The following is a 19501-nucleotide window of genomic DNA, read 5'->3' as shown; positions in this document are numbered from 1 at the left end:
GGTCCGGGGTGAAACCCCGGCGCTACGCCCTGGAACCTCGCCACGTTGACGTGCTCGGACTTTCCTGCAACGGTCCAGCCCGCATGCGCGCCCACGTTGCACGGTTTTTCCTCATCACGGCCACCCTCCTTGCCACGGCGTGCGGCACGCGCCCGCCTCCGTCCGTTTTTCCTACCGGGGATGACGCGCTTGGCCGGATGAAGGCCACCTATGCGTGCGTCAACGGCGTGCAGGGCCAGGCCAAGATTGACCGCTTCGCGCCTGAGGGCCGCGTCCGCGGCGAGGTGCACCTCTTCGCGGTGAACCCTGATCGCGTCCGCTTCGACGTGGTCAGCCCCTTCGGCGCGATGCTTTACACCCTCACGGCCGACGGCGAGCGCTTCCAGATGCTCGACGTGAAGGAGAAACAGTTCCTTTTCGGCCCGGCGAGCCCCTGCAACCTTGCGCGCATGACCCGCGTCCCCATCCCTGGGCACGCGCTCGTCTCGCTCCTCCGCGGCGAGGCGCCCGTTCTCCTGCACCAGCCTGGCGCTCCCACGATCACCTGGGACACCGACAAGGGGTTTTACCGCGTCCTCGTGCCGAGCACGCGTGATGCTCAGCAGGAGATCCACCTCGGCATTCGGCCCGAGGACTGGGACAAACCCTGGTCTCAGCAGCGCGTGCGTGTCCTCTCCGTGCTCGTCTCGCAGCGTGGCGCCGACCTCTACCAGGCTGAGCTCTCGAACCACGAGCCCGCGCGCACCGCGCCGCCGCGGGTCGATCCCGACGGCATCGAGGAGCCGATCCCGCCGATTGGCGGCGCCTGCGATGCGGAGTTGCCGCGCTCGATCCGCATGCGTGTGCCGCATACCGAGGAAGACGTGATCTTCCAGTACAAGGAAGCGCAGTGGAACCCGCCCCTCGTGCCCGGCGCCTTCCAGCAGACCGAACCCGGCGGCGTGCGCAAGCTCTACGTCACCTGCGACAAGTAGATCACGCGGCTAGCCGAACGCTTCGCGGACGCGCCCCGGCACGTCCGTGATGATGCCGTCCACGCCGAGCGCTGCGAGATCCATGGCCTCGCGCGTGTCGTTCACCGTCCACACGTTCACCACGAGCCCGCTTTGCAAAAGCCGCCGCACCGTGCTGGCTTGCGTGAGGATCCGCTCCACGTGCACTGCTTGCCCGAGGCTGCGGGCGAGCTCGAGCGCGGCGCGTGACCAGCGCGTGCGATGCACCAGAAGCGCCCGCGGGATCCGCGGCGCGAGCGCGCCGATCGCTGCGACCATGCGCGGATCGAACGACGACACGATCACCGGCACGCGTGGATCGAAGGCCCCGAGCTTGCGCGCCGTTGCACGCACCACGGCCCCTCGATCTGGCACGTCGTGCTTCATCTCCACGTTGACGCGTAGCCTGCGCGCCTGCGCCAGCGCGAGCACCTCCGTCAGCCGCGGCGCGTGCTCTCCGCTCCCCACGTCGATCCGCCGGATCTCCTCGTACGGTAGCTCTGCTGCGGCTCGCGTATCTGCGCCGCCCGTCACGCGCTCGAACGTCGGATCGTGCAGCACGACGAGCTCGCCGTCCCGATCGACGCGCACGTCGAGCTCGACCCCGTCTGCTCCTTCTTCCGCGGCGAGCTCGAACGCCGCGAGCGTGTTCTCCGGCCTTGCCCCGCGCACGCCGCGGTGCCCGTACACGAGCGGCGGCCGACCGTCCGCGCGCCGGAACGCAAGGACGCCGCGTGATCTCACGTGTCGAGCTCCCGCGCGATCGAGAGCGCCACAGCGCGCGCCCTCGTCATCTCCGACAGCGGGAACGACGCTGCCCCCACGACCGGATGCCCGCCGCCGTCGTAGCGCCGGCAGATCGCCGCGATGTCGTGCCGCCGCTCCTTGCCGCACCAGGGGTTGTACCCGACCGACACCTTGCAGTGTTGCTTCTGGCGCGTGAGCGTCACGGAGTAGACGGCCTCGGGGAAGAGGGCGTACGTGACGAACTTTGCGGCTGCGTCGATCGGCGCGTCGCTGAGATCCACGAACACCACGCTGCCCATCATCGTCCCGACTTGCTTCACGCGGCGGATGAACGTCTCGCGCGCCGCGCCGAGCGGCCGGAAGAGCTCGGCGATGTCCGCGCCGCTCGCCACCTCGTCGAGCGGACGTTCGAGCAGCCGCGGCACGATGTCCTTCAGGAACGGCCCATCGCCGTGGTGCTCGACGACCGACGCCAGCTTCAGCACGGGCTCTTCGCGATCGACGGCCGCCTCCGCCGAGGAGAAACGGGCTGCGTCGATCACGTCGGCCCAGGCGACGAGTGGCGCGAGCGCCTCGCTCCGGATGCCGAAGCGGTTGCTCGCCACGTCGGCGATGAGCTTCGTGCACGAGCCGTACGTGGGCTCGTAGAACACGTGGTGCGTCGCGTCCTCCGAGGCGAGCGCCTCGCGTTGCTCGTCGGCCGAGCCGAACGCGGTGACGTGGTGATCGAAGTACCACGTCAGGCGCGTGCTCTTCGTGTAGCGGAAATCCAGGATCGCGTTCTCTTCGCCGTCGAGCCACCCTTCCGGGATCGTGGCCATGCCGGGCCCGTAGCCGCACGAGCGGTACCGGAACGAGAGCGGCTGCCCGGGGGCGAGGGAGCGCGCGAGGTGGGTGAACACGGCGGCGCTCGCCATGCCATCGAAGCAGTGGCCGTGCGTGGCGATGACGATATCGCGGGGCTTCCTCACGCGGGACAGCGGTAGCACGGCCCTCACGACCGAGCACCGCGCGCCTCGGACGTTTTTTCGGAGCATCGAGGCATGGGGGCGCCGAGGAGGCCATGCTCCCGCCGGGGACAGACGTCCCGCCTGCCTCGTCAGCTGCGCTGGACGAACGGGCTTTCTGATCCGACCGTCTCGCGCCCCGCGGGCGTCATCACCCAGAGCACCGCGCCCGGCCGGATCCCCGCGGCTTCCAGGGACAAACGTTCTCCGCCCTCGCGCTTGTCGTCTTCGACGAACCGCTTCGTCCGCGGCTCGAACAGGACCCATTCGGTCCCGTACGACATCGGAGGCACCTTCGCGCCCGCGCGGCGCAAAGCCTTCCAGATCCGCGCGATCAAGCTCGAAAGATGCGTGTGCACGTCGAGCGAGAACGTCCAGAGCTCGCTCTGCTCCCCCAGGAATCGACGCGGATCCACGGTCACGTGCCGGCCGGCCACCCGCGCGGAGAGCTTCGGCACGGCCGATCGCGCGGCCGATCGTGGCCCTTCCGAGGGCACCGAATCCGTGAACGACCCCGCGAAGGCCGTCGGCTCGTCCCCTCGAATCGGCCGGTCCGACGAGGGCGGCACGACGAACCCGGGGTTCGGGGCGCAGGGCGCCGCCTGGCGACCCGGAGCCCCGAGCGTCGACCGAGACGTGGACATCGACGAAGGTGGGCCCGGCGGCGTGCTCGAACCCGGAACCTCGCGGGCGCGCTCGCCCGTCGCCAGCAAATCCTCCCGGAGCGTCTCGCCGGGCGAAACGAATCTCGCGAGCTCCGAAAGCATCTCCTCGGCGCTCTGGGGCCGCGATTCCGCGGCAATGGCGAGCGCGCGCTCGACGACCGCGGCCACGTCGGCCGGCACCCACGGCGCGACCTCCACGAGTGACCTCGCCGGCGTCACGCAAATGGCCACGAGGAGCTGCCCGATCGACGAAAGATGCTGATGGGGCGCCCGTCCGGCGAGCGCTGCATAAAGCACGCACCCGAGCGACCACAGATCCGTCCGATGATCGACGTCGCGGCTGTTTTGCACCTGCTCGGGCGACATGTAGAGCGGCGAGCCGAGCAGGTTTCCCGTGGCCGTCAGGTCCGTCGTCTGCCCGAGGCCGAGCGGCTCTTTCCGGACCTTCGCGATGCCGAAATCGAGGATTTTGACCGTCAGCGCGCCATTCGGCCCCCGGGCGAGGAAGAGGTTTGCCGGCTTGATGTCGCGATGCACCACGCGCGCCGCGTGGGCGGCGGCGAGCCCGCGGAGGACCTGGCTTCCGATTCCGAGGGCGCCGCGCAGCGAAAGCGTGCCGATTCGATCGATGAGCCGCTGCAGGTCTTCACCTTCGAGCAGCTCCGTCACGAGATAAAGAGTTCCGCTCGGCTCGTCGGTCCCGGTATCGAGGATGCGGACGATGTGCGGGCTCTGGATTCGCGAGACCGCCTCTGCTTCCCGGCGAAAGCGACGCAGCCCTTCGCCCTCGGCGAGGTGGTGGTGGAGCACCTTCACGGCGACCCGCGCGCCCGTCTCGGTGTGCGCGGCTTCGTAGACGGCGCCCATCCCCCCGCGCCCGAGCAGGGAAATGAGCTTGTACTTCTGGCCCAGAGTTTCGCCGATCAAGCCGGGCCACCGTAGACGACGGTCGGTTCGTTGGCAATGAGCAAATGTTCAGTACGTCCGGCGGCCTCGCTTGCTCGGGGAAACCCTGGTAGGCAGCCCTGATGAACCTACGAACGATGCTTCCTCACGTGTTTCTAGTCCTCGCCCTCACCGTCCCGGTCGTCGCGTGCGACGAAACGGGAAATGGAGGCGCCGGCGCCGGCGGCGGTGGCCAGGGTGGAAACGGTGGGAACGGCGGCAACGGCGGGCAAGGCGGCGGCGGAGGGCAGGGCGGGCAAGGCGGCATGTCCGCGTCGAGCTCGGGCTCCGCGAGCGGCGGATCGGGTGGTATGGGCGGCGCGGGCGGCGCCGCGTTCGATTGCGCGAATCTGCCCCTTTGCGACGATTTCGAGGCCCAGGCGGCCGGCCAAGCGCCCGATCCGGCGCGCTGGGCGGTTGTCATGCCGAACTGCATGGGCTCGGGCACGGCCGCCGTCGACGCGACCCAGGCGCACAGCGGCAAGAACTCCGTGCTCGTCACGGGCAAGGGAGGTTATTGCAATCACGTCTTCATCTCGCACGCGGCGGCGTTCGCCGAGCTCGGCGACGTGGTGTACGGCCGTTTCTACCTGCGCATGTCGGCCGACCAGGGCGACGGTCACACGACCTTCATGGCCATGCGTGACGAGAACGACGGCCCCAAGGATCTCCGCATGGGCGGCCAGAGCAAGATCCTCATGTGGAACCGCGAATCCGACGACGCGACCTTGCCCTCGCTCAGCCCCACGGGCATCGGAATGAGCGTCCCGCTCACGGCGGACAAATGGCGCTGCATCGAGTTCCAGGTCGACCAGGCCGCGGGCGCGCTCCGGACCTGGGTCGACGGCAACGAGGTCGCGGGCCTCGTGATCGACGGGACCCCGACGCCCGACGTGGATCAGCAATGGATCACGCAGAAGCCGAACTGGAAGCCGAAGGTCACCGACCTGAAGCTCGGATGGGAGAGTTATGCCGGCCAGGACATGAATCTCTGGTTCGACGACGTGGCCCTCGCCACGACCCGCATCGGCTGCCAATAGGCGGCCCGGCGCGCGGCTCGGATCAGCGACCGGCGGCAGCTTGCCCGCGCAGCACCATGCACGTGCTCGCCAGCTTGCACACGAGCGATTTCTCCTCGTCGACGATGTCGCACTCGAGGTACCCGAGCGACTTCGACCGCTTCACCATCCGCGCCTCGGCTCGCAGGCGCGACGTCCATACGGGTTTGAAATAATTCGCTTTGAGCTCCACCGTCGTGAAGCTCTCGCCCTCCGCGAGCGTGCTCGCCATGGCGAAGCCCATCGCGGCGTCGCCGAGGTCGACCAGCACGCCGCCGTGCATCGTGCCCATCGGATTCGCGTGCTTGCTCGGATCGCCGACCAGCGTGAAGACCGCCGAGCCTTGGCCGACGTCGACGAGCTCGAAGCCGATCAGCTTGGCGATCGGCGGTGGCTCGGCGCCCGTGAGGAGCGCGCGCGCCTTCTTCATCCAGGTCGTCTCTTCGGTCGTCGTCGTCATGATTCGTCCTTCTTCTCCGAGGCCTTTTGCTCGGCGCGATCGAGGGCGGCGTAGGCGAGCGCGCGGCTCGCGGCGAGAATGGCGTCCGAAAGAGGCGTCCCCTCCGTGGCGCGGGCGAGGCTCAGGCCGCCGACCATCAAGGCGAAGAGCCCGAGCGCGAGCTGCTTGCCGCCGATCGGCCCGGCCACCTCGCCGAGCTCCGAGGCGAGCGACTCGACTTCCTCGGCGAATGCCTTCTGGTAGGGCGCGCCGAGCACGGAGATGTCGCTCAGCGACGCGGGCAGCGGACAGCCGGACTCGGGGTTGTCACGGTGCGAGCGGGAGAGGTAACGGCGCAGGATCCACGTGAGCCGCTCCTTCGCCGTCTCCCCGCGCGACTGCTGCACGAGCTCGGACCAGTTGTTCCGAAGCGCATCGCGCAGGGCCTCTTCGAAGAGCGCCTCCTTGCTCTCCCAGTGCCCGTAAAAGCCGCCGACCGTGAGCTTCGCGCCCTTCATGACGTCCGCCACCGACGGCAGCCTGAGGCCTCGCGTGCGCAGGAGGCGCGCCGCTGTCAGCCGCAACGTCTCATGCGTGCGCTCCCAGCGATCGGCCTTGGAGAGGGGCTCCTTCTTCATGAATGATGAATGTCATATGACGTATATCATGTCAACTCGGAGGGCAGGAAACGAGCGAACGGGCGTCAGCGACGGCGTCGGCGACGCGCGGCGGACACGAGCGCCGCGCCGCCGAGGAGAGCGAGCGCCCCGGGCAAGCTCGACGCGCCGCCGACGGCGCATCCGCCGCCGCTGTCCGAGCCTCCGCCGCTGTTCGAGCCGCCGCTTCCGCCTGCGCCTCCGCTCCCCGGCGGATCGCAGGGGCAGGAGGGCGCCGTGCCCGCCGCCTTCGTGACGGTCAACGAGCGCGCGATCTGCGACTGATCGGCCGCCGCGCCGACGACGAGATCGGTCGCGAGCGCGGGGCGCGAGAGCTCGGCGCTCATCCGCGTCACCCAGCGGCTCCCGAACGGGAGCGATCCGTAGAGCTTGGCGAGGTCGGCCTGGCACTCTTCGGCCGCGGTCGCGCCCATGGGCGTCCCGTACCCGCTCTCCTCGGGGTTCTCGTTCGCCAGCCACAGCAGCTCTTCCTCGAAGACGAACGTCGAGAGCGGCTCGCTCGCCTCGATCAGCCACGCCTTGCCGCTGGACGCGTCGAACGCGTTTTGCCGGAGTTCCTTGTAGTTGCTCGACTGCGTGTCCCAGTTCCACACGAGATCCGCGGCGTTGATCACGAAGAGCGGGAAGTTCTTCGGCTCGTAGCGGCCCTCGCCGAGGACCCACAGGCTGATGGGCGTCTTCGCGCCCGTCCCCGCGGCGACCATCCGCAGCGGCAGCGAGAGCGACGCGCCGGGCGAGGTCACGCGCACGGAACGCATCGAGTCGACCCCCTGCCCGGGCACGAGCTTGAGCGCGAGGAAGTCGAACCCTTCCTGCACGTACGTATCGATGACCGGCTGGATGTCGGCGGGGATGTTGTAGCCGTTCGTGGTGAGCCAGTTGGCGAGCGCGTTCGGGTCCTGCGACGTCGACACGAAGGCGCCTTTGCGATGCTACGAGCGCCAACGGTTCGAATCAGCAACGAATCGCTCCTCGCGCTCCCGCGGACGCCGCCTTGACAGTTCGCATGACAATCATCATATGATGAACGTCATACGAAGGGAGCGACCACATGGGTACGAGCTACATCATCGACGCTGCACGGACGCCGCGAGGGCGGGGCAAGGCCGGTAAAGGAGCGCTGTCGGGCGTGCACCCGCAGGAACTGCTTGCGCAGGTGCTCCGGGCGCTCCCGCAGCGTACCGGTTTCGATCCGCGCGAGGTGGGCGACGTGATGGCGGGCATCGTCTCGCAGGTCGGCGAGCAAGGCGCGAACCTCGCTCGCAACGCGGTGCTCGCGGCAGGGTGGCCTGAAGAGATACCAGGCGTGTCGCTCAACCGCTTCTGCGGCTCGGGCCTCCAGGCGGTGAACTTCGGCGCCATGGCGGTCGGATCGGGCGCGATGGATCTCGTCGTCGCCGGCGGCGTGGAGAGCATGTCGCGTGTCCCCATGGGCTCCGACGGCGGCGGGCAGGACGGCGGCAACGCGCTCCTCCGCAAGCGCGTGTTCCAGGTCCCCCAGGGCATCAGCGCCGATCTGATCGCCACGCTGGAGGGATTTTCGCGCGAGGAGATCGACGCGGTGGCGTTGCGATCTCAAAAGAACGCGGCGCGCGCCATCCAGGAGAAACGTTTCGCGAAATCGCTGATCCCGGTGACGGATCCGAACACGGGCGCGACGCTCCTCGCGCAGGACGAGTTTCCCCGGCCGAACACCACGGCCGAGGGGCTCGCCGCGCTCGAGCCCTCGTTCGTCGCGCTTGGCAGCGCCGGGGCCGGTCCGAACGGCGAGACGCTCGATCAGATCGCCCTCGCCGCGTACCCGCAGGCGAAGGAGATCCGGCACTTCCACACGGCCGGCAACTCGAGCGGCATCGTCGACGGAGCCGCCGCGGTGGTGCTCGCCTCGGAGCAGTACGTGAAGGAAAAAGGCGTGAAGCCGCGCGCCCGGATCCGTGCGATGGCGACCGTCGGGACCGAGCCTTTGATCATGCTCACAGCGCCCACGCCGGCGAGCCGGAAAGCGCTGCGCGCCGCAGGCATGGAGGTGCGTGACATCGACCTGTGGGAGATTAACGAGGCCTTCGCCGGCGTCGTGCTGCAAACGACGCGCGCGCTCGGGATCGACCCGGATCGCGTGAACGTGAACGGCGGCTCGATCGCGCTCGGTCACCCGCTCGGCGCGACGGGCGCGATGCTGCTCGGCACCGCCCTCGACGAGCTCGAGCGTCGCGACGCGCAGACCGCGCTCGTCACCTTGTGCATCGGCGGCGGGCAGGGCATCGCCACGATCCTCGAACGGGTCTGAGGTTCATTCTTTCACCCGGAGCCGCTCCGCGATCGCTCGCAGGTGCTGCGGGCCCGTCCCGCAGCACCCGCCGAGGATCGTCGCTCCTGCCTGGATCCAGGCCTCCGCCAGATCGGCATGAAGCTCCGCCCCGCGCACAGCATCCCCCCAGCCGATCCCCTCCTCCACGGCGCCCGCATTCGCGTACACGCCGAAGGGAATCCCCACCGCCGCGAGCTTTTCCACGTAAGACCGCGTCCGCGTCGCCTTCGTACAATTGATCAAAACCGCGCTCGCCCCCCGCGATGCCGCCTCTCGCGCGCCCGCGAGGACCTCCGCCGGCGTCAGCAATTCCGCGTTCGGGCCCGCGGTGAACGCCACCCACACGGGCAAACCCGTCCGCAATGCCTCGTCCACCGCCACGAGCGCCTCGCCGACGTGCGGAAACGTCTCGCAGAGGATCAGATCCACCCCCGCGTCCGCGAGCACCTCGCAGAGCTCACGGTGCTCCGGCCCTGGGTTCGTCGGGGATAGATCCGGCCTGTAGCAATCCTCGAGCGGCGCCACGCTCCCCGCGATCCGATGCCCCGGCGGCACGGCCTCCCGCGCGATCGCGACCGCCTTTCGTGCAAGCGCCTCCCAGCGCTCGCCCGCGCTGCGTCGCTTGGTCCGGAACGTGTTCGCCGTGTGCACCGTCGCGCCCGCCGCCGCGTATTCGCGATGGATCGCCGAAACGATCTCGGGCGCGCGATCGAGCGCGAGCGCGCTCCAGAGCGGCGCGGGCGTGGGGACGCCGCGCGCGGCGAGCTCCGTTCCCATCGGTCCGTCGAGGATCGTCAACATCACGGGGGACATCTCGGCTTAGGATGGGGCCGAAGGCGCGCCGCGGGGAGTGCCGCGGCCGGCCCGACCTCCACGATGAGCGCACCTGCCCCGAAACACGTGCCCCGCCACGCGACCCATCGCTACCACACGACGCTCGTCGTCTTGGGCGGGGTCATGATGCTCTACAGCTTCACGCTGCTCGTCCTGCTCGAGGCGACGAGCGTGGGGATCGTGATCCTCGGCGCGCTCTGCGCCGTGCTCGGCGGGGTGTTCACCTTCTTCGGCCTCATGGGGCGCCGGGTCGGCGCGGGCGTGCAGATCGTCAACACCTCGTTCGATCTCATCAGCCGCGGCCGCCTCGCCGAGGCCGAGGCGCACCTCGATCTCGTCGAGCAGAACCGACCGAGTCCCCTCCTCGCGTGCGTCGCTGCCATCCAGCGCGGCCTCGTCGGCATGCGCAGGGGCGACATTCCTGCCGCCCTCGTGCACCTCGATCGATGCATCGCGACCCCCCACGGCGTCCTCCAGCGTGCGCAGATCCGGATGCAGATCACGGCGGCCCACGCCATCCGCGCCTTCTTGCGCGCTGCGAGCGGCGATCGCGCGGGCGCGCGCGAGGACATCGAGGCCGTGCGCAAGAGCCCCGATGCCCTGCCCCAAGCGCTCGGCCGGGCCGCCCTCGCCGAGGCGATCCTGCTCGAACGATCGGGCGATCGTGACGCCTTGCGCGCGCACCTCGTCACGCACCACGAGTTGCTGTTCGACGCCACCGATCGCCGCGAGCGCACGATCGTCCGGGCCTTCCAGCGCATGCTGGAGACGACCGCGACGAGCGTGTATCGCAAGGGCGGCAAGCGCGACGAAGGCAGCGAGGAGCCGCCGCTCGCCGACTGGATCGCGCAGGTCGTGCCCGAGGCCGCGCCCTTCGCCGACGTGGGCCGCGCGCAGCCCGACAAAACCGGCGAGCTGCCCGCGGCCGAGGCCACCGAGGCCGCGAAGGTGGCCGTCGCGGAGGCGCGCAAGGCGGCCGCGAAGAGCGCGCCCACGAAGACCGGACACAAGGTCGGCCGGGTCATCGTGCTCTGGGCCGCGCTCGTGGCCGTCTTGGGCGCCGTCTACCTGGCGCTCTCGCCCTCGGGCGCAGGGAGCGGGAGCGGCTACGAAGACGTTCCCGAGGAGCCGTGGGATCCGACCCTGCCGCTCGGCCTGATCTGCCTCGTGGTCTTCGCCGCGCTGATTGGCTCCCGCGTCTACTGGTTCTACCGGGCGCGCAAGGAGTCGCATGATCTCTTCGCCGCGCTGAACCTCGTCGCCAAGGGGGATTTCGACGCGGGCAGCGCGGCGCTCGAGCGCCTCACGTCGAGCCGCCTCCCGATCATCGCCGCGCAGGCCGATCACTCGCTCGCGCTCGTCGCCGAGAGGAAGAGTGATCTCCGGCTCGCGCTCGAGCGCTGCGATCGTGGCCTCGCGCGGCTCACGAAGTACGCCGTCCGGATCTCGACCTCCGACATCCTCCTGCCCGATCTCGTCAGCGAGCGCGCCTTCCTCCTCGCAGCCATGGATCGACACGCGGAGGCAGAAGCCGAGCTCGCCTCGTTGCCCCCGGCGTACCCCTACAAGAGCCGCGCCCTCTTCCGCGTGCGCCTGCTCTCGCGCCTCCGGCAGGGCGATCTGAAGGGCGCCGCGGAGCTTGCCGCGCGGGCCGGGCTCGATCTGCCGCTCTACGCGCGCGACGAATTGCTCGTGGACGCCGTGCGCGCCGCGACGAACCCGGAGGCGGCCGGCGCCGGGGAGATCCCGCGGATCAAGCGGGAGCTCCGCACGTACGCGCCGGTGCGCCGCTGGATGGAGACCGTCGCGCCGACCGCGCTCGCCGCGATGGAACGGACGCCCGAGGACACGCCCCTCGAAACGACGAACGATCGTGATGCGCGCGCCGAGGAAGAGGCCCTCGCCGAGGCCGAAGCGGCGCGCGCCGCCGCCCGGCCTCTCGTCGTGTCGGGCTGAGATCGGGCTACTTCGCGGAGACCGTGTCGAAGTACGTGAACTTCTTGCCCTTGATCTGCACGATCACGATGGGCTTCTCGGCGTTGCGGTTCGCGTCGATGGTGATCGCGCCCGTCGCGCCCTGGAAATCCTTGGTCTCGGCGATCGCGTCGCGGATCGCCTCGGGCGTGTCGCCCTTCGCGCGGCCCATCGCGTCGAAGAGCAGCATCGCCGAGTCGTAGCCTTGCGCTGCGAGCGCGCTCGGATCGCGCTTGAACTTCTCCACGTATCTCTTCACGAACGCCTGCGAGTTCGGCGACGGCATGTCCGGCGAGAAGTGGTTCGTGAAGTACGCGCCCTCCATCTCCTCGCCCGCGTCGTTCACGAGCGAGTCCGAGTGCCAGCCGTCGCCGCCGACGAACATGTTCCCCGGGATCCCCGCGGCCTTCGCCTGCCGCGCGATCGGCACCATCGCGTTGTAGTAGACCGGCGCGTAGATCACCTCGGGCTCGGCGCTCTTGATCTCGTTCAGGTATGTCGTGAAGTTCGTCTCGCTCTTGAGGAAGCTCTTCTCGGCGACGACCGTCATGCCGAGCTTCTTCGCCTCGTTCTTGAACTCGTTCGCGAGCCCCGAGGAGTAAAGGTCGTCCGAGGCGTAGAGCAGCGCGACCTTGTTCTTGTTCAGCTTGTTCTTCACGAACCGCGCGCCCATCTGGCCCTGCACGTCGTCCGTGAAGCAGACGCGGAAGACGAACGGGCCGACCTTCGTCACGTCCGGGTTCGTCGACGAGGGCGAGATCATCGGGATCTTGTTCTTGTTCGCCACGATGCCGGCGGCCTTGGAGCGCGACGACGCGACCTCGCCGAGCAGCGCGACGACCTTGTCCCGGTTGATGAGCTGCAGGACCTTGTTCGAGGCCTCCTGCGGGTTCGACTTGTCGTCCTCGAAGAGCACGCGGACCTTCTTGCCCTTCACGCCGCCCTTCGCGTTGATCTCCTCGACCGCGAGCTCGGTGCCCTCCTGCGTGTCCTTGCCGAACTGTGTCTCGGCGCCGGAGAGGCTGAGGTAGGCGCCCACCTTCCACTCGTTCGAGCCAGGCTCAGGTCCCGCGCCCCCGTTCTCCTTCTTGCCGCATCCCACCCCGAGCGCCGACAGCAAACAAAGGCCGGCCACGGTCCCGATCCAACGACGTCGTCCGAGCATTGTCCTCGCTCTCCTGCGGCGGAGCATGCCACAGGCTTGACGCCGCGGAAACTACGCTGCCACGCTCCGTGCGGGGGTGCGTTCCGCGATCGCGACGGCGGGCGAGCCCGGCATCTGATCCACGAGGTTGCCTTGTCTTCTTCCGATCGCTTCGAGAGGCCCACCGGGCGCAGCTCCACGACGTTCGCGCCCCCCGCTCCCCCGGTGGGCACGCGGTTCTCCGTTTGTCAGGAGATCACCGTGCTCTGGGGTGATCTCGACGTGCTCGGGCACGTCAACAACACGCGCTACTTCGCCTGGTTCGAGGAGGCGCGGCTCGCCTACCTGCGCCTGATCGGCGTCGACATGTCGAGCGGCGCGCCGCAGAAGCCCGTGCTCGCCTCGACGACCGCCGACTTCCTCCGCCCCGTCTTCTGGCCCGACACGGTGCGCGTCGAGGGCAAGACGACCCGCCTCGGCCGCACGAGCCTGACCATGGATTACCGCGTGACCTCGACGTCCCAGCAGGCCGTCGTCGCGACCGGGAGCGCCGTCGTCGTGCTACTCGCCTCGAGCACGAACCGGCCGGCCCCGATCCCGGACGTGCTCCGCGACGCGATCCGCAGGATCGATCCGGACGCGCGCGACACGCTCTGATCGCTTGGTGCTCGGAAGGTTGGGCGTCCCAGGATCTCCCGTCCGACGATCAGAGGCACTTCCGGAACGGCATCCCCTCCACGTTCGGCGAAGCGCCCCCGGCGGCGGTGCACGTCGTTCCATTCGGACACACGCCGTCGGCCGTGCAATCGCGGCTGCATTTGCCGTTATTGCAATACCCGAACACACATTGCGTGTCGTTCGCGCAAGCCGCGCCCACCTCGCCCGAGCCCGCGGGCAGGCAGAGGCCGATGCGCCCGCCCTGGATGTTGCCCACGGCCGTACAGGAAAAACCAAAGCCGCAGCCGCCCTGGTACCGGCACGAATTCACGCACGCGTCCCCGGCCTGGCCCTGGAACGTGACGGACGAGGCGCAGTTCACGGCCGGAGGCGGCGGGATCGAGAACGCCTGGAAGTTCATGTGCTGGGCGTCGTTGCAGAGGTTCACGGCGTTGCCGAACGGATCACAATGCCACTCCGTGGGCGCGCTCCCGCCGGGCATCGGGCCGTACACGTCCGGCGGCCGCGTGCAGAGGCCATTCGAGCAGGTCCAGGGCGCGAGCAGCGAGGCCCGCTGCGGGCAATCGGCGTTCGTCGTGCACGCGAGCGTGCAGGCCCCGACGAGCAGCGAGCTCGTGTCACACGCGGCCGGAACGATACACGCGGACGTGTTGCCCGATTCGCAGTAGGCCTCGGCTTTCACGCAGACCTTCGTGGGCGGGCTGCCGACGGGCATGCACCCGTATCCGTTCGGGCAATCCGATCCGGTGGCGCATGCCACCGTGCAATACCCCGGGCCTTCGAGGCAGCCGAAATTGCAGGTCGCGGCATTCGCGCACGCCTTCCCGACGTCGCTCATCGCGCAATATTTCTCGGCGCCCGCCGCGCTGCAGCGCAATCCACTCGGGCAGCCCCCGTCCGAGACGCAGGCGCGCGTGCAGCGCTTCGGCCCGTTTTTCCACATCGGCTCGCACGTGAGCCCCGCCTCGCATTCGCCGTCGGCCGCGCAAAGATCGAGCTCGCCCTTCGTCGGCCCGCCGCCCCCGCCACCGGAGCCGCTCGAAGCGCTGCTGCTCGACGAAGCGCTGCTGCTCGACGAAGCGCTGCTGCTGCTCGACGAAGCGCTCGAGCTCGTCGCGCCGCCCATTCCGCCGATGCCGCCGGTCCCGCCCATGCCGCCGCTACCGCCCATGCCGCCTGCGCCGGGCCCGGCGCCGCCTTGGCCGTCGTCGGGCAAACACTGGCCGGCATAACACCGGAATCCGGGCTGGCAGTCGCGCTCGGAGTCGGCGCACTCGCGCTTGCACTCGCCGTCGACGCACGCGCCCTCGATGCAGTCGCTGTTGATCTCGCAGGGCGTCGCGCTGGCGCATCCGGACTCCGTGGTCGCGACCCCGAAGATCGAAGCGGCGAGCGTGAAGATGGACAGGAGGGCAAACGAGGTCGTCCGGGCGTGACGCATGATGGCCGACGTTATCACGAGACGAGCCCGTGCTACAAAGCGGGCATGCCGGATCTCCGAGGGCTCGCCCGCGTCGCGTTTGCCGCCCTCTTGCCGCTCGTGCTCCCCGCCTCCGCGTCCGCGGGCTTCGAGGATCTCGCGGGCACGAAGCCCGGAGAGCTCGGCCCGGGAAGCCTGTTCGAGGGGGCCGACGGCTGCGCGTTATGCCATGGCGGTGGTCACGAGGGCGACCGCACGTACCTCCCGCACGACGGGTGGGCCGGCACCATGATGGGAAACGCCGCGCGGGATCCCGTCTTTCGCGCGGCGCTCACGATTGCGAACCAGGACGAACCCGGCGTGGGCACGTTTTGCTTGCGTTGTCATTCGCCGATCGCGTTCGTCCGGGGACACGCGACCCCGCCCGACGGCAGCGCATTCGACGCCGTCGACATGCAAGGCGTCGGCTGCGACACCTGCCACCGCGCCGTGACCTCGGGTCCGCCCGACGCGCCGTATTACCGCGGTGATGCGCAGATCGTGTACGACGACGACCTCGACAAACGGGGCCCGTATGCCGACAGCGTGGCGCAGGTGCACGGGACGGCCGCGGCCGAGGCGCTCGCGAGCTCGGCATTTTGCGGGCAATGCCACCAGGTGACGAACCCCGGGAGGCGATTGCGTGACGCGGACGGCGTGGAGACGGCCCTCGCATTTCCGCTCGACACCACCTACGAAGAATGGGCGCAGAGCGCCTACGCCGAGGAGGGCGGGCAAAGCTGCGTCGATTGCCATACCCGCCGCAAGCCGGGACAATTCCCCGTCGCGACCGTCCCCGTCGCGCCGCTTCGCCCGGATCCACGTGATCACGTGTTTGCCGGCGGAAACCTTTTCGGCATCCGCGCCGTCATGGCCAAGGACCCCGCGCGCGCCGCGGCGTTCCCGGATGCCTTCGCGCTGGCCCTCGCGCGCACGGAGGAGACGCTCTCCGCGGCCGCGAAGATCGAAATCACGAGCGCGCCCGCCTCGGCTGCGCCCGGTGAGCCATTTACGATCACGGTGCGCGTGGAAAACCTCAGCGGGCACAAGTTCCCCACGGGGTATGCCGAGGGCCGGCGCGCGTGGATTGCGCTCGCGCTGATCGATTCGACGGGAGAAGAGACGTTTCTCGTGGGCGGGTACGACGCGGCGAAAGGCGAGATCGAGGCGTCGCCGCCGACGCGGGTGTACCGCGCGCAGCATGGACGCTGGAATGGAGCGGCGGCCGAGCCGGGAGAGGATCTCGCGCGGCACGACATGATCCTTTCGGATACACGGATCCCGCCGAAGGGGTTCGTCCCGACGACCACGACGCGTCCGACGGGGGAAATCGATTACGGGGACGGCGCAGGAGGCGTGCGCTCCTTTGACGAGGCGACGTTCACGGTGGCGGCGCCGGCGGGCGTGACGGGGGAGAGGACCGTTTCCGCGCGGGTCTTGTATCAACCGATCACACGGAAATACGTCGAGCATCTCGCGGCAGCCAACGTCACGGATTCGAGCGGGCAGGAGCTTCTCGCAATTTATGAATCGGTGGGCGCCTCGCCGCCGTTCGTCGTCGCGAAGGCCGAAGTCGTGATCGATTTCGGAGGCGGAAGCGGAAGCGGCGGCGGAGGCGGAGGCGGAAGCGGCGGCGGAAGCAGCAGCGGAAGCGGCGGCGGACGTGATCCCGGGGCAGGGGAGGGTTGCTCCTGTCGTCTGCCTGGACAAACCAGCGCATCGACCCTTCCGCCGGCCCTCGGTTTCCTCACGCTCCTCTTCCTTCGGCACCATCGCAGGAGAAACCCATGGCATCGCAGATCGAGCAGGCAGTCATCCTCGTAGGGCACGGCGCGGCGGCGAAGGATTGCCCGCGGGAGCTCGTCACGCGCTGGAAATCCCTCGAAGGTCGCAGGCACGCGACCGGCGGCCCGCCGTCCGCCGAGGAGATCGAGCTCGATCACCGCATCCGCACCTGGCCCCGCACGGATGCAAACGATCCCTACCGCAAGGGCCTTCTCTCCCTCGCCGAAGCCCTCCGGCCCCTCGTCGCGCCGGCCGCGTTGTTCGTCGCGTACAACGAGTTTTGTGCACCAACCATTGAAGATGCCGCGGACGAGGCCATTGCGGCCGGGGCGAAGATGCTCACGGTCGTGCCGTCCATGCTCACGCCGGGCGGCATTCATTCCGAGACCGAAATTCCCGAAGCCCTCGCGCGCGTCCGCGAGCGCCACCCGGGCGTCTCCGTCCTCTACGCCTGGCCTTACGATCTCCGCGCGATCGCAGCCATGCTCGCCGCCCATACGCGGCAGTTGATGGCGCGCCCACGACGCGAGAGCGGTTATTTCACCGCCGAGCGCGGCGAGGTGGATCGCTCCGGCGTAGTGGAACCAGGCGGTGTCGATCAGGGCTGGATAGACCGCGATCGGGAGCGCTGATTCGTCGTCCCGCCTCCGTGCGTCGGAGTGACGGTACGACAAACCCTCGCGAGACGTCAAGCCCACGGGCGCCGTCGTCCACGCGCGGTCGTGCTCACGGGCCCTTGCGCGCTGCTTCGAGCTTGTCCCGGAGCTCACCCAAAGACCTGAGCATGTCTCGGTAATACTTCGGGGTCAGGCCTGCCTGCATCGGGACTTCGCCCTTCGCCTGCGCCTCGCTCCGCCGCCGAAGCTCCGCTTCGAGCCCACGCTCGAGCTCCCCGATGAGGGGTTCGAGCACGGCGAGGCCCTCCTCGGGCTTGTGGGTGCGCAAGCAAGACTCCACGTGTGTCTCCGCCTTCAGGCATTGCTCCCAGAGGTCCGTGAAGCCCAGGCGGACCACCTCATTCCAGGCATCGCGGCAGACCTCGAAGGGCTGTTCGAGCTGAGAGGCTGCCCAGAGGAGGTCTCCGGCGATGCACCGCCGCATGCTGAGCACGAGGTCTACTGAGGCTTCGCCCTCGCCGGCGCGCGCCGTGAAATCCGCCTCAATCTGTTTGTAGTCGGCGGCGACGTCGGCGAAGCTCCGCTCCTGCGTCCTTGCAAAGGTCTTGACGACGGCGCTGCGCGCGTTGGAGAACTCGTCCCAGACCGCATCGCTCCTCTCCTCTTCCGGGGTGGGAGGGTGCGCCTCGTCGAGCCGCCGGGTACTTCGCTCCGGGTTGAGCTGGCCTCTTTGCTGGGCCAGGAGCGCGCCCCGAAGGTCGCCCAAGCGCTCGAGCTCCTGTTCGTAAAAGCCCGTGCGGCGCTTCGCCGCCTTGGCTTCCTCGAGCCCGCGCTCGAGCTCGGCGATGAGGGGTTCGAGCACGGCGAGCCCCTCTTCGGGCTTCTCGTCATACCGGCAGCACTCCGCGTAACACCAGGTCTTCATGCACCTGACGTGAATGTTCGTGAAGCCGAGGCGAACGAGCTCGTTCCACGCTTCGCGGCAGACCTCGAAGGGCGGATGTTTTTCGTTCGCGAGCAAGAGGATGGCCTCGGCAATGCGTCGCCTCGTCTCGAGCACGCCGAGCTCGCTGTCGCCTGCGCGCGCCACGAACTCCGCTTCGAGCCGGCGGTAGTCGTCGACGGCCTCGGCGAAGGTCCGGTTCCGCTCCAGCGATCGGACCAGGAGGGCGTCGTGCGCCTTCCCGAACTCCGAGAGGAGTTGAGCGATTGTTTCTACTTCCGTAACCATATCTGTCCTAATAGTACCATCTGATATGCGGGTAGATGCAGGACGCCCATGACTCATCCGTCAATTCGAATCCTTTGGGCCATGTTCCGCTGCCATTGCACAACTCAAAGCACGTGGCACACCTCTTATTGCCTTCGACATGCCCTGGCAAGTCTGCCTGAGGCCAGCGCAGGCAAGCGTTGAGATGGTCTTGACAGGACACCGGGCCTGACTTCTTTCGACCTACCTCCGCAATCTCCGACTTGCCAATCTCCACCGACGCGGCGATCACGACGACGATGGGGGCCGCCTCGATGATGAGGTCGGCGAGGGCGATCGCCACGACCACGAGCGCCGGGTGCCCGACGAGTCCACGCTCGGCCGACGGAGCGGGCGACGCGGACAGGCGCAACTTGCGCAGCCGGAGGAGGTCCTCCGGCACCGTCATGGCGCGCAGCGCGAGCCGCGTACACCCCGCGAGATCCGCGTGGGGCACGCCCTTCGACGCCACATCGACCACGCGGCCCTCTTCGTCGACCTTCACCGTGTAGTCGAACACGTAATATCCCCCGCGAAGATCGCTGCCGAACTCATCCACGCACGCTCGCAGCCGCTCGGCGGTGGCATCCGGCACACGCGGGCCCTCGCTCGCCGCGGGATAGGTGATCTTGGCCCCGCAGCCGAGCGGCACGAGCGATAACGTCGCGCAACCGAGGAGCCCCAAGGAGAGCATGGTTCGTATGCTCGGTAACGACATGCCCCCATGCGACCAGGAGTGCCGGTTTTCGTCAACGCACCGAGCCCACGACCCCCTCCGAACCCCTTCACGCCGCTCCTCGCTCCCTCCCTGCACCTACCCGGGCTCTTCACGACCCTCCTCCCCGCCTCCCTGACCCTCCTGCAACGCCCCGTCTGCCGCCTCTCCTCTGCCTTGACACCCCCTTTCCGCTTTCGTTAGCGTC

Annotated in this window: 18 protein-coding genes; 7 read left to right on the top strand and 11 right to left on the bottom strand. The window is 68.9% G+C overall.

Annotated elements, in window-relative coordinates:
• The first annotated feature begins 83 nt into the window (after window positions 1–83).
• The gene (locus tag QHF84_RS45545) at window positions 84–974 is read left to right on the top strand and encodes a hypothetical protein (protein WP_281319895.1); all 891 of its coding nucleotides are present in this window, start codon (window positions 84–86) and stop codon (window positions 972–974) included.
• Window positions 975–983: 9 nt separating this feature from the next.
• Here the strand turns inward: QHF84_RS45545 and QHF84_RS45540 are convergent, their stop codons facing one another.
• The 3 genes from QHF84_RS45540 to QHF84_RS45530 all read right to left on the bottom strand — a co-directional run bounded on the left by QHF84_RS45540 (window position 984) and on the right by QHF84_RS45530 (window position 4338).
• On the bottom strand, window positions 984–1736 hold the full coding sequence (locus tag QHF84_RS45540; RefSeq protein ID WP_281319894.1) for a glycerophosphodiester phosphodiesterase family protein: 753 nt from the start codon (window positions 1734–1736) through the stop codon (window positions 984–986).
• On the bottom strand, window positions 1733–2710 hold the full coding sequence (locus tag QHF84_RS45535; RefSeq protein WP_281319893.1) for a hypothetical protein: 978 nt from the start codon (window positions 2708–2710) through the stop codon (window positions 1733–1735). The genes QHF84_RS45540 and QHF84_RS45535 overlap by 4 nt, the downstream gene beginning before the upstream one ends.
• A gap of 128 nt (window positions 2711–2838) precedes the next feature.
• Window positions 2839–4338 (bottom strand): serine/threonine-protein kinase, encoded by a 1500-nt coding sequence (locus QHF84_RS45530; RefSeq protein WP_281319892.1) that lies wholly within the window; start codon window positions 4336–4338, stop codon window positions 2839–2841.
• A 101-nt stretch (window positions 4339–4439) separates the two neighbouring features.
• Between QHF84_RS45530 and QHF84_RS45525 the strand changes: the two genes are divergently transcribed.
• Window positions 4440–5396: a hypothetical protein gene (locus QHF84_RS45525; protein ID WP_281319891.1), complete on the top strand. Its 957-nt coding sequence runs from the start codon at window positions 4440–4442 to the stop codon at window positions 5394–5396.
• A gap of 22 nt (window positions 5397–5418) precedes the next feature.
• Here QHF84_RS45525 and QHF84_RS45520 read toward each other — a convergent pair whose 3' ends face one another.
• The 3 genes from QHF84_RS45520 to QHF84_RS45510 all read right to left on the bottom strand — a co-directional run bounded on the left by QHF84_RS45520 (window position 5419) and on the right by QHF84_RS45510 (window position 7444).
• Window positions 5419–5874, bottom strand: coding sequence for a PaaI family thioesterase (locus QHF84_RS45520; RefSeq protein ID WP_281319890.1), 456 nt, complete (start codon window positions 5872–5874; stop codon window positions 5419–5421).
• Window positions 5871–6491 carry a TetR/AcrR family transcriptional regulator gene (locus tag QHF84_RS45515; protein WP_281319889.1) on the bottom strand — a complete coding sequence of 207 codons (621 nt, stop codon included), beginning with the start codon at window positions 6489–6491 and terminating at the stop codon, window positions 5871–5873. Before QHF84_RS45515 ends, QHF84_RS45520 begins: the two co-directional genes overlap by 4 nt.
• 65 nt (window positions 6492–6556) lie before the next feature.
• Window positions 6557–7444 (bottom strand): DUF2330 domain-containing protein, encoded by an 888-nt coding sequence (locus tag QHF84_RS45510; protein WP_281319888.1) that lies wholly within the window; start codon window positions 7442–7444, stop codon window positions 6557–6559.
• A gap of 137 nt (window positions 7445–7581) precedes the next feature.
• Between QHF84_RS45510 and QHF84_RS45505 the strand changes: the two genes are divergently transcribed.
• Complete coding sequence (locus QHF84_RS45505) at window positions 7582–8817, top strand: acetyl-CoA C-acetyltransferase (RefSeq protein WP_281319887.1); 1236 nt, start codon at window positions 7582–7584, stop codon at window positions 8815–8817.
• A 3-nt stretch (window positions 8818–8820) separates the two neighbouring features.
• On the opposite strand, the gene QHF84_RS45500 is transcribed toward QHF84_RS45505, so the two are convergent.
• Window positions 8821–9639 carry a homocysteine S-methyltransferase family protein gene (locus QHF84_RS45500; protein ID WP_281319903.1) on the bottom strand — a complete coding sequence of 273 codons (819 nt, stop codon included), beginning with the start codon at window positions 9637–9639 and terminating at the stop codon, window positions 8821–8823.
• A gap of 75 nt (window positions 9640–9714) precedes the next feature.
• Between QHF84_RS45500 and QHF84_RS45495 the strand changes: the two genes are divergently transcribed.
• Window positions 9715–11628: a hypothetical protein gene (locus QHF84_RS45495; RefSeq protein WP_281319886.1), complete on the top strand. Its 1914-nt coding sequence runs from the start codon at window positions 9715–9717 to the stop codon at window positions 11626–11628.
• Between the two features lie 7 nt (window positions 11629–11635).
• Here QHF84_RS45495 and QHF84_RS45490 read toward each other — a convergent pair whose 3' ends face one another.
• A complete protein-coding gene (locus tag QHF84_RS45490) occupies window positions 11636–12781 on the bottom strand; it encodes an ABC transporter substrate-binding protein (RefSeq protein ID WP_281319885.1) in 1146 nt (381 codons plus the stop codon).
• A gap of 162 nt (window positions 12782–12943) precedes the next feature.
• On the opposite strand from QHF84_RS45490, the gene QHF84_RS45485 reads away from it, so the two are divergent.
• Entirely contained in the window at window positions 12944–13447 is a 504-nt protein-coding gene (locus QHF84_RS45485) for a thioesterase family protein (RefSeq protein WP_281319884.1), read from the top strand.
• A 49-nt stretch (window positions 13448–13496) separates the two neighbouring features.
• Here the strand turns inward: QHF84_RS45485 and QHF84_RS45480 are convergent, their stop codons facing one another.
• On the bottom strand, window positions 13497–14909 hold the full coding sequence (locus QHF84_RS45480) for a hypothetical protein (RefSeq protein WP_281319883.1): 1413 nt from the start codon (window positions 14907–14909) through the stop codon (window positions 13497–13499).
• 45 nt (window positions 14910–14954) lie between these two features.
• Between QHF84_RS45480 and QHF84_RS45475 the strand changes: the two genes are divergently transcribed.
• Both QHF84_RS45475 and QHF84_RS45470 read left to right on the top strand, forming a co-directional pair.
• Window positions 14955–16751, top strand: a complete 1797-nt coding sequence (locus tag QHF84_RS45475) for a hypothetical protein (protein WP_281319882.1) — start codon at window positions 14955–14957, stop codon at window positions 16749–16751.
• On the top strand, window positions 16715–17344 hold the full coding sequence (locus QHF84_RS45470; protein ID WP_281319881.1) for a CbiX/SirB N-terminal domain-containing protein: 630 nt from the start codon (window positions 16715–16717) through the stop codon (window positions 17342–17344). Before QHF84_RS45475 ends, QHF84_RS45470 begins: the two co-directional genes overlap by 37 nt.
• Before the next feature lie 94 nt (window positions 17345–17438).
• Here QHF84_RS45470 and QHF84_RS45465 read toward each other — a convergent pair whose 3' ends face one another.
• Both QHF84_RS45465 and QHF84_RS45460 read right to left on the bottom strand, forming a co-directional pair.
• Window positions 17439–18560 (bottom strand): hypothetical protein, encoded by a 1122-nt coding sequence (locus tag QHF84_RS45465; protein WP_281319880.1) that lies wholly within the window; start codon window positions 18558–18560, stop codon window positions 17439–17441.
• A 7-nt stretch (window positions 18561–18567) separates the two neighbouring features.
• Complete coding sequence (locus QHF84_RS45460) at window positions 18568–19272, bottom strand: hypothetical protein (protein ID WP_281319879.1); 705 nt, start codon at window positions 19270–19272, stop codon at window positions 18568–18570.
• Window positions 19273–19501 lie beyond the last annotated feature (229 nt).

The organism is Polyangium sp. y55x31, from assembly GCF_029946505.1.
In the GTDB taxonomy this organism is placed as follows: domain Bacteria; phylum Myxococcota_A; class Polyangia; order Polyangiales; family Polyangiaceae; genus Polyangium.
This window is presented reverse-complemented; position numbering and strand designations above follow the sequence as displayed.

Bases quoted from the DNA above. Each gene is read 5' to 3' on its own strand.
- QHF84_RS45545 (WP_281319895.1), top strand. From the start codon at position 84: ATGCGCGCCCACGTTGCACGGTTTTTCCTCATCACGGCCACCCTCCTT.
- QHF84_RS45525 (WP_281319891.1), top strand. From the start codon at position 4,440: ATGAACCTACGAACGATGCTTCCTCACGTGTTTCTAGTCCTCGCCCTC.
- QHF84_RS45520 (WP_281319890.1), bottom strand. From the start codon at position 5,874: ATGACGACGACGACCGAAGAGACGACCTGGATGAAGAAGGCGCGCGCG.
- QHF84_RS45515 (WP_281319889.1), bottom strand. From the start codon at position 6,491: ATGAAGAAGGAGCCCCTCTCCAAGGCCGATCGCTGGGAGCGCACGCAT.
- QHF84_RS45505 (WP_281319887.1), top strand. From the start codon at position 7,582: ATGGGTACGAGCTACATCATCGACGCTGCACGGACGCCGCGAGGGCGG.
- QHF84_RS45500 (WP_281319903.1), bottom strand. From the start codon at position 9,639: ATGTTGACGATCCTCGACGGACCGATGGGAACGGAGCTCGCCGCGCGC.
- QHF84_RS45495 (WP_281319886.1), top strand. From the start codon at position 9,715: ATGAGCGCACCTGCCCCGAAACACGTGCCCCGCCACGCGACCCATCGC.
- QHF84_RS45480 (WP_281319883.1), bottom strand. From the start codon at position 14,909: ATGCGTCACGCCCGGACGACCTCGTTTGCCCTCCTGTCCATCTTCACG.
- QHF84_RS45475 (WP_281319882.1), top strand. From the start codon at position 14,955: ATGCCGGATCTCCGAGGGCTCGCCCGCGTCGCGTTTGCCGCCCTCTTG.
- QHF84_RS45470 (WP_281319881.1), top strand. From the start codon at position 16,715: ATGGCATCGCAGATCGAGCAGGCAGTCATCCTCGTAGGGCACGGCGCG.
- QHF84_RS45465 (WP_281319880.1), bottom strand. From the start codon at position 18,560: ATGGTTACGGAAGTAGAAACAATCGCTCAACTCCTCTCGGAGTTCGGG.
- QHF84_RS45460 (WP_281319879.1), bottom strand. From the start codon at position 19,272: ATGCTCTCCTTGGGGCTCCTCGGTTGCGCGACGTTATCGCTCGTGCCG.